Annotated in this window: 13 protein-coding genes; 4 read left to right on the top strand and 9 right to left on the bottom strand. The window is 40.3% G+C overall.

Annotated elements, in window-relative coordinates:
• The 3 genes from EKC99_RS14415 to EKC99_RS14405 all read left to right on the top strand — a co-directional run.
• On the top strand, positions 1-593 hold a 593-nt coding region (locus tag EKC99_RS14415), incomplete at its 5' end, for a UPF0236 family transposase-like protein (protein WP_205597784.1).
• Positions 594-802: 209 nt separating this feature from the next.
• Positions 803-1,231, top strand: a complete 429-nt coding sequence (locus tag EKC99_RS14410; RefSeq protein WP_021095481.1) for a disulfide formation protein C — start codon at positions 803-805, stop codon at positions 1,229-1,231.
• Positions 1,228-1,692, top strand: coding sequence for a thioredoxin family protein (locus EKC99_RS14405; RefSeq protein WP_019417092.1), 465 nt, complete (start codon positions 1,228-1,230; stop codon positions 1,690-1,692). Before EKC99_RS14410 ends, EKC99_RS14405 begins: the two co-directional genes overlap by 4 nt.
• Before the next feature lie 23 nt (positions 1,693-1,715).
• Here the strand turns inward: EKC99_RS14405 and EKC99_RS14400 are convergent, their stop codons facing one another.
• Positions 1,716-2,105: a DUF5365 family protein gene (locus tag EKC99_RS14400; protein WP_163152518.1), complete on the bottom strand. Its 390-nt coding sequence runs from the start codon at positions 2,103-2,105 to the stop codon at positions 1,716-1,718.
• A gap of 105 nt (positions 2,106-2,210) precedes the next feature.
• On the opposite strand from EKC99_RS14400, the gene EKC99_RS14395 reads away from it, so the two are divergent.
• On the top strand, positions 2,211-3,122 hold the full coding sequence (locus EKC99_RS14395) for an RluA family pseudouridine synthase (protein ID WP_163152517.1): 912 nt from the start codon (positions 2,211-2,213) through the stop codon (positions 3,120-3,122).
• On the opposite strand, the gene EKC99_RS14390 is transcribed toward EKC99_RS14395, so the two are convergent.
• The 8 genes from EKC99_RS14390 to EKC99_RS14355 all read right to left on the bottom strand — a co-directional run bounded on the left by EKC99_RS14390 (position 3,117) and on the right by EKC99_RS14355 (position 8,883).
• Positions 3,117-4,442 (bottom strand): hemolysin family protein, encoded by a 1,326-nt coding sequence (locus EKC99_RS14390; protein WP_163152522.1) that lies wholly within the window; start codon positions 4,440-4,442, stop codon positions 3,117-3,119. The genes EKC99_RS14395 and EKC99_RS14390 overlap by 6 nt on opposite strands.
• A gap of 46 nt (positions 4,443-4,488) precedes the next feature.
• Positions 4,489-5,175, bottom strand: a complete 687-nt coding sequence (locus tag EKC99_RS14385) for a zinc metallopeptidase (RefSeq protein WP_163152520.1) — start codon at positions 5,173-5,175, stop codon at positions 4,489-4,491.
• A gap of 174 nt (positions 5,176-5,349) precedes the next feature.
• Complete coding sequence (locus EKC99_RS14380; protein WP_163152515.1) at positions 5,350-6,483, bottom strand: MBL fold metallo-hydrolase; 1,134 nt, start codon at positions 6,481-6,483, stop codon at positions 5,350-5,352.
• Positions 6,484-6,535: 52 nt separating this feature from the next.
• The gene (locus EKC99_RS14375; protein WP_009362052.1) at positions 6,536-6,769 is read right to left on the bottom strand and encodes a glutaredoxin family protein; all 234 of its coding nucleotides are present in this window, start codon (positions 6,767-6,769) and stop codon (positions 6,536-6,538) included.
• A gap of 82 nt (positions 6,770-6,851) precedes the next feature.
• On the bottom strand, positions 6,852-7,628 hold the full coding sequence (locus EKC99_RS14370; protein WP_009362053.1) for a sulfite exporter TauE/SafE family protein: 777 nt from the start codon (positions 7,626-7,628) through the stop codon (positions 6,852-6,854).
• 48 nt (positions 7,629-7,676) lie between these two features.
• Complete coding sequence (locus EKC99_RS14365) at positions 7,677-7,904, bottom strand: sulfurtransferase TusA family protein (RefSeq protein ID WP_163152513.1); 228 nt, start codon at positions 7,902-7,904, stop codon at positions 7,677-7,679.
• An 11-nt stretch (positions 7,905-7,915) separates the two neighbouring features.
• Entirely contained in the window at positions 7,916-8,311 is a 396-nt protein-coding gene (locus EKC99_RS14360; protein WP_009362055.1) for a DsrE/DsrF/DrsH-like family protein, read from the bottom strand.
• Entirely contained in the window at positions 8,308-8,883 is a 576-nt protein-coding gene (locus EKC99_RS14355) for a sulfurtransferase TusA family protein (protein WP_009362056.1), read from the bottom strand. Before EKC99_RS14355 ends, EKC99_RS14360 begins: the two co-directional genes overlap by 4 nt.
• Positions 8,884-8,997 lie beyond the last annotated feature (114 nt).

Here is an 8,997-nt window from a genome sequence, read left to right as displayed (position 1 = left end):
GAGGGTACTTTCAACTCGATCGGTTCCATGTGGCGAGAGAGATTCGTCAATTGTTCCGAGGTCATGCAAGATATCGGGTGATTCGAAAGAAATTCGCATCATGGGATGAAGAGGGTGTGTTGCGAGAACTCACAAGTGCCATCGGTACGCTAGAACATGAGGAGAAGGAAAAGCAACTCGAGGCGCTTGTTCGTCGAATCGAGGAGATGCCAGGATGTTTGCGTGACTATCGCATATGGCTGAAGGAAAAAGGGATCGACACGACAAACATGAGAGCGATGGGGAGTGCGGAAGGAACGATGCATGTGTTTGCGAAACGAAGTAAAAACGGTCGAAGTTGGAAAGATGCAGGGATTGAAGCAATGTTGCGAGCGATCGCCGCGATAAAAGATACGTTACTCATTCGGACACGCCGTGGGGTGATGTATGGCGTGGAAGAACGAGAAGAAACGAAACGAGAAACGATCGTGAAAAAGGCAATGAAACGCGTCTCATCTCGAATGAAGGAAGTGATTCGGGACAACATTCCGTATTTCCGTCAGTCTTCAGGAACACCGATTTACGAGGTATTACAAGCATTGAAAGGTTTTTAAAAACACAGATATAGGCACATACCTACAGGATAAGAGAGGATAAAAGCGCTTACATGAAACAAGCCTATAAAACCATATATAACCAATAAAATCGGTCGAGAAAAAAATCTCCCACAAAGTCTTGACTCAAACAAAATATCGTCGCAATTTACATCATTTCTTTCGATGTACTATAATGAACAAAGAGTAAAAAATAAGAAGGTGGAATTATGGCGCAGAGAGAAAATCATTTGTTAGCCGCTTGGATCGTTGCATTCATCGCTACACTCGGTAGCCTTTATTTTTCCGAGGTGCTGAAGTTCATCCCATGTGAACTTTGTTGGTATCAGCGCATTTTTATGTATCCGCAAGTATTTTTGCTTGGCATGGCTTTTGTGCGCAAAGAATTTAACATCGCTCGTTATACGCTTATGCTATCTGTTATCGGTGGCACGATTTCTTCTTATCATTATCTCATTCAAAAAGTGACATTTTTCCGAAATACTGCTCCATCATGCGGTATTGTACCGTGTACAGGCGATTATTTAAACTGGCTCGGGTTTATCACGATTCCCTTTTTAGCACTTGTTGCTTTTATTTTTATTAGCGTCATCAGCTATCGTCTTATAAAAATGGAGAAAGAAGGGAATATTCGATGAAAAAATTACTTATTTTCGGCGGTATCATTATCGTTTTATTTGGCGCACTCGCTTGGATTACATCATATACGCAAAAACAAAAAGCGGAAGGAAATCCGTTCGGGAAGGAAGAACTACATCCAGCTACGATCGACCTTCTTGACGACCCGAATTATCAAAACATTATTTTGCCTGACGAATTAAGAGAAGCATTAAACAATAAAGAAACGATGACCGTTTACTTTTACAGCTCAACGTGTGAATTTTGTAAAAAAACAACGCCAATCGTTGTGCCATTAGCGAAAGAAATGGGTATCGACTTAAAGCAATTTAACCTCCTTGAATTTGAAGAAGGATGGGATGAATATCACATTGAAGCGACACCAACAATTGTCCGCTTTAAAAATGGAAAAGAAGTCGCACGTATTGAAGGATATTATGAAGAAGACGTATTTCGAAAATGGTTTGAACAAACAAAATAAAAGCCTTCGTTGTGAAGGCTTTTTTACATCACCCAAGAATGAGCAGGTTTCATATATATGCTTACGTAATGATCTTTTTCATGTGAAAAATGTTCAGGTGTAAGTGGGAAGCTTATTCCGTGTCGCGCTAATTGCTCCACATTGCGTTGAAACAAATGATTGTAGTAAGAAACGCCATGGAACGAAGCAAATTCAATAATCGCTTGCAACGATTGTAATGCAGAAATAATCTCAAACGCCTCTTTTAACGTTCCATCGTATGTGGAAGATTGAAACTGTAATATACCAAGCGATTCAAATGTTTCAATTTCATGATCTGTGAAATATTTTGGAAAAATACATGTATAAAATTGCTCAATAAGCGATTGAATATATTGCTTTTGCTCTTCCGTAGCAACATAGACGGTTTTCAATTGACCTCACCTTTTTCCATTTCATTTCCTAATCTATAACGAAATTGTAACATATCAACGCACTTTATGGTGTTGGTAATTTATTGTATAGAAAGAGTGAGACGAATGAATGTACAAAAAAAAGGAAATTGGCTGATGTTTGAAGCGCCATCATCATGGATTGGCCTATCGCTTGAACAAGCATTTCAAACAAAATGGTTCGTTCCTAAAAAAATGTTGCATGAATGGCGAATGACAAAAGGAGTGACAGTAAATAAGAAGATCGTTCCTTTACACACAATCATTTCACCAAATGATCATATTGGGATACATATAAAAGACGAAACGATTGAACCGATTCCAACATACTTCCCGCTTCATATTGTATTTGAAGACGATCATGTGCTTGTCGTTAACAAACCCGCACATATGGACGTCCATCCGACGCAGCCAAACCAAACAAATACGTTAGCAAATGCAGTCGCCTTTCACTTTCAATGTGAAGGAATTTATAGTAAAGTTCGGCATATTCATCGCCTTGATCGCGATACGAGCGGCGTCATTTTATTCGCGAAACATGCGCTTGCTGGCGCCATGCTCGACAAATATTTAGCCGAGCGAATGATTCACCGCACATATATTGCTCTTGTTCACGGGTATGTGAAAAAGGAAAAAGGGACGATTCAAGCCCCGATCGGACGCGACCGTCATCATCCAACGAAGCGGCGCGTATCGAAAACAGGTGATATCGCCATTACTCATTACGAACGTATACAATATGACAAACAAAAAAATGTGTCGCTCGTTCGCCTCACCCTCGATACAGGACGAACGCACCAAATTCGTGTCCATATGAGCTATATCGGCCATCCGTTAGTCGGCGATACATTATATGGAGGAAAACCGTGGATTGACCGGCAAGCGTTACATGCGATCTCCTTATCGTTTCCTCACCCGTTTACAAAAGAGCTCATCACATGCTCCGCATTACCTGATGAAACGATTTTCGGCAATATAAAAAGAGGCGCGTTATTATAACGCGGCCTCTTCATATACATCCTCTACTTGCGGACGACGTGTCACCTCAATTTTTTTCACATGGTGACCGTCTAATTCCATGACGGTAAATACGCAATGACCAAACTCAATTTGCTCCCCAGGACGAATGTTATAGCGCTCTGTTAACATCCATCCACCGATTGTATCGACGTCTGTATCGTCAATTTCTAAGCCGAATAAATCATTAATTTCACTAATGAGCACTTTTCCATCAACAATCGTACGATTTTCGTCAATTACTTGAATAAGTGGAGCTTCATCCGTATCGAACTCATCTCGAATTTCTCCAACAATTTCCTCTAAAATATCTTCGACTGTCACTAAACCAGATGTTCCGCCATATTCATCAACTAAAATGGCCATATGAATGCGCTCTTTTTGCATTTGCACAAGCAAATCTTGAATAGGGACCGTTTCGATTACTTGAATAATTGGACGAATATATTCACGCAGCTGCTTTCGCTCCTGACAGTTCACAACAAGATCAGTAAACAGCTCTTTCACGTTCACTAATCCGAGTATATGGTCTTTATCTCCATCAATGACTGGATAGCGCGTGTACTTTTCTTCACGAATCGTTTGTAACACATGTTCCATCGAATCATTGACATCTAACGCAACAATCTCCTTTCGTGGAACCATTATTTCTTTTGCGACACGGTCATCAAAACGGAAAATGTTATTGACATATTTATATTCCGCATGGTTAATTTCTCCGTTTTTGTAACTAGCTGATAAAAGCAGGCGCAATTCTTCTTCGGAATGAGCCAATTCTTGCTCACTAGACAGCTGGAAGCCAAATAAACGAACAACTAAGCGGGCAGATCCGTTTAATAACCAAATAAATGGATACATGACACGATAAAATAACATGAGCGGACGCGCTGTCCACAATGTGATAGCTTCCGCTTTTTGAATCGCAATTGTCTTCGGCGCCAATTCCCCAACAACGACATGAACAAACGTAATCGTTGCAAATGCAACAATAAACGAAGCACCGTGCGCAAATGATGGAGATACGTTAAACTGATCAAAAAGTGGACGAAGCGCTCGTTCCACCGTCGGTTCCCCGAGCCAACCAAGACCGAGCGATGTCATTGTAATTCCGAGCTGATTTGCAGATAAATACTCATCTAAATGCGTAATGACATGTTTCGCTGCTACCGCTTTTTTGTTGCCTTCTTCAATCAGTTGATCAATGCGCGACGGACGCACTTTTACAATCGCAAATTCCGAAGCGACAAAAAAACCAGTAAGCGCAATAAGAAAAACAATCATCCATAAACTAAATATGTCCAACGAACGTCCGCACGCATACATGCGTGCGGATGCCACCTCCTATTTATTAATCTTCATTATTTCCTTGCACAAAAATAAGTACATACTTGATTAATTCTAACACCGAAATAAGCGCTGCTGCAACATACGTTAATGCCGCGGCGTTTAATACTTTGTTTACCCCTCGTTCTTCTTCATTACGAATAATCCCTTCCGCGATCATAAAGTCTTTTGCACGCGAACTAGCATTAAACTCCACAGGCAACGTAATGACTTGGAACGCTACTGCAAACGAGAATAAAATGATCCCTAAACCAATTAACGAAAATTGTTGCATCAAAAACCCGCCAAGAAGAAGGAATGGAGCCATTCCAGATGTAAAATTAACGATTGGGAACATACGATGGCGCAAAACGAGCGCACCATATGCTTGTTGATGTTGCACTGCGTGGCCAACTTCATGGGCAGCCACCGATACAGCAGCAATCGAACGGCCATAGTAAACCGGCTCTGATAAACGAACGGCTCGAGCAATTGGATCGTAATGGTCTGTCAACGTACCTGGGACAAGCTCTACCGGCACATCGTATAGCCCATTGCGATCTAAAATGAGACGTGCCACTTCTGCTCCCGTTAACCCAGAGGAAGCAGGTACATCTGACCACTTGCTAAAGTTTCCTTTGACTTTAAATTGTGCCCAAATCGACACAGCAAAAGCAATTAAAATAAGAAAATCCATTGGATGAAAAAACATCACATCATCCCTCCATACATTTATTTTAATGAAAAATGATCGAAAATAAAAGAGAATACCCTTTACATATGTTATATACGACTATTGTGTCCAAAAAGTTTCGCAAAATCGAAAAAAACCTCGCAAATCGCGAGGTTGAATAAAATTCCTTTTAATACATGAAACAAAAACGTTTTAATGTGTATGGTGAACGGCACAACGGTTTGGACCAATTTCAAGTTCTTGTTGTTGCTCTGGCGTTGCATCTTTTACACCACGGTTGATGGCGACAATGTCTTCAAAGTTTGGTGGTGTTTCAGAAGATGCAGATTGTGCCACATGTTCAACGAACTCTTCTTCCGTTTTCCCTTGCATGATTTCATTCATTTGACGAATGTTCCCTAACGTATTGCCGATATATCCTTGTTCATTGACTTCTTGATCAAAGTTTGCGTAGTGTGCAGGAAGCACGATGACATCATCAGCAATTTGTGCTACTTTGTTATACACTGTGTCGTATAAATCTTTCGCCCACTCGCGCGCTTTTCCGCCAAGATCTGGTCGACCGAGACCACTTACGAAAATTGTATCGCCAGAGAACAACAATTTATTGTTTACGAAAAATGATACACTACCTGGGGTATGACCTGGTGTTTTGATGGCTAATACTTCTAAGCTTACTTTTTCAAATTCAATACGCTCGTGATTCTCTAGCGGTTCAAATTCGAATACCGCTCCTTCGCTCTTCATTAAATAATATTTCGCACCTGTTTGTTTTGCTAATTCGTATCCACCAGAAATGTGATCGGCATGTAGATGAGAATCAACAATATGTGTAATTGTTACGTTTTCTTTTTGCGCTACTTCTTTATATACATCAATAAATCGGGATGGGTCAACGATGAGCGCTTCTTTGCCTGATACGACCATGTAAGAAAGGCACCCTTTACCGACACGAATAAATTGATATACTTTCATATTTTCATCTTCGTACACAACAACTGGATACAAATATTCACTCCATGCTTTCATGCCGCCTTTTAAATAAAATACTTCTAACCCTTTTTCAGCAAGCATGTCAGCGACCATCATCGAAGACCCTTCTTTTGCACAAACGACGACGATTTTTTTATCTTTCGGTAAGCGTTCTAACACAGGCTCAACACCATCGATTAATTCAAAATAAGGGATGTTTAAATATTCAATGTGCTCTCCTTCAATTTTCCAATCTGCAAAATCTGATTCATTACGAACATCGAATAAGAAAAACGGTTCTTTACGAACAATCATCTCATTGATTTGTTGTGCTGTTAACGCATATACTGCCATGTAATATCCACCTCTCCTTATACCTTATAGGGTATTTATATAAGTAAAAAAATTATTGTTGTAACAATTGCATAATTCGTTGCGGATCAAATCCAACGACCCAACGTCCGTTAATTTCTGTTTGTGGCACGCCCATTTGTCCAGTCGAGCGAACAACGTAATCAACAGCTTCAGGATGTTGATGCAAGTTCACTTCTCTAAAAGGAATGCCACGTTCAGCTAAAAAGTTTTTTAGCAATGTACAATATGGACATGTCGTTGTCGTATATACCGTTACTTGTTTCATGTTACCATTCCTCCTTTATGTTCCACTATTTTATATACCCCTAATGGTATTATAACATAAAGGATGAATTTTTCAACATCTTTTACAAAATGTCCAACCAAATTTTAATAGCTGTTGCTACAATGAGGGCAGCTAAAATAAACTGCAATATTTTTGTATTGACTTTTTTACCAACGTTTGCTCCAATCGGGGAAGCAATTAAACTTGCAACAACCATAATCAACGCCGTCCAAAACTCGAACTGTCCTGTTGTAATTTTTCCTACTGTTGCCCCAATTGATGAAATAAACGTAATCGCTAATGATGTAGCAATCGTCATACGTGTTGGAATTTTTAATACAACGAGCATAATTGGTACAAGAATAAATGCACCAGCGGCTCCGACAATTCCCGCACTCACTCCGACAATAAATGCTAATGCAGCAGCGAGCCACTTATTAAATGTCACTTGATCGAACGGAATATTGTCAATTTCTTTTTTCGGAACAAACATCAAAACGGCCGCAATCGTTGCCAACACCGCATAAACGATATTAATGCCGCCTTCACTCATTAATTTTGAACCATAACCACCGATGAAACTACCGAGCAAAATGCTCGTTCCCATGTAAATAATTAACGTTTTATTTAAATATCCACCTTTCCGGTACGCCCAAACGCCGCCAATTGTTGCGAAAAATACTTGAATGGCGCTAATGCCGGATACTTCATGAGCACTGAATGCAGCGTAGCCAAGCAACGGTGGAATGTAGAGCAACATCGGATACTTAATAATCGATCCGCCAATCCCAACCATTCCTGAAATAAACGAACCGATAAATCCAATGAGAAAAATCGTCACAATAAAGCCGATATCCATGCTAGTTCACTCCTTGTATGAAGCATCGGGACATACGCCCGATGCTTATCACGCTTTACGAATCCAAAATTTTAGTACGTCGCCGTCTTCAGCCATGTCAATCATTTCATGCCCCGCTGATTTTGCCCATGCGGACAAATCGTTTTTAGCTCCTTTATCTGTCACATGAATTTCTAACACTTGACCTGATTGTAATGTATCCATTCCTTTTTTTGTACGAACGATTGGCATTGGACACGCCAACCCTTTTGCATCAACGACAAGATCTGCTTTCATGCTTTTCCTCCTTAGAACGTTAACGTAATGTCAGCATCTTTCGCAAAATCGAGGAATGTAACAGCGCCACCAACATCAATACCATCTACAAAATGTTCTTTTGTTAATCCCATCACATCCATTGTCATTTGGCAAGCAATAAATTTCACACCCATTTCTTGAGCCATGCTTACAAGTTCAGGGATCGATGGAACGTTCGCTTGAGCAAATCCTTGTTGAATTTGTTCTTTTCCTTCTGGAAGCGGCAATTGCTTATACGCTTCTTTATGAATTAAATTTAATCCTTCGAATGTAAAGAAAATCGCTACTTCTGCTTCTGTTGCTGCCGCTGCTGTCGCAATGTTAAATACTTTGTATGCATCGAATAATCCACCATTTGCTGCAATAATTGCTACACGTTTGTTCATTGTTCATTTCCTCCTTTAATGATTGTTCCTTTCCATTCTGTCATGCCTGGAATGACGTTAAATACATGTGTGAATCCTTTTTCAGCTAATTGTTGCGCAGCGAGATCGCTACGATTGCCTGTTCGGCAAATGACGTAAATCGTCTCATCTTTATTTAATTCATTCATTCGTTCGGACAACTGTCCGAGCGGAATATGATACGCTCCTGGAATATGCCCAAACACATACTCCGCTTCTTCGCGCACGTCTAAAATAAATACTTGTTCATTGTTTTCTACTTTCTTTTGCAATTCGTCTAACGCGACAACGTGAGGATATTTCGTTTCCTCTTTGCTTTCTGTAGGATTCGCTTTGCGAAGGTAATGTTTGAGTACATCTCCTTCTTCAATCGTGCCGATATATTGATGCCCTGTGTTTTTTGCCCAACCTTGAATATCGGCAAGCGATCCTTTGTCTGTTGCTTGCACTTCCAGCACTTGGCCAGGTTGTAGCTGTTCCATTGCTTTTTTCGTGCGAACAATCGGCATTGGACAAGATAGCCCACGCGCATCAACGACAAGATCTACATTCATTCGATTCCCCCCTATCGTTCAATGGTATTGTCAAAAGTTTTAAAGACATACCCTAAGTTTTTATTGATTTTATGCGGTTTTCGACAAAAAAAGCTTGCCACCCCTGCTGTTTTT

The organism is Anoxybacillus sp. MB8 (assembly GCF_011006755.1).
GTDB lineage: Bacteria > Bacillota > Bacilli > Bacillales > Anoxybacillaceae > Anoxybacillus > Anoxybacillus gonensis.
This window is presented reverse-complemented; position numbering and strand designations above follow the sequence as displayed.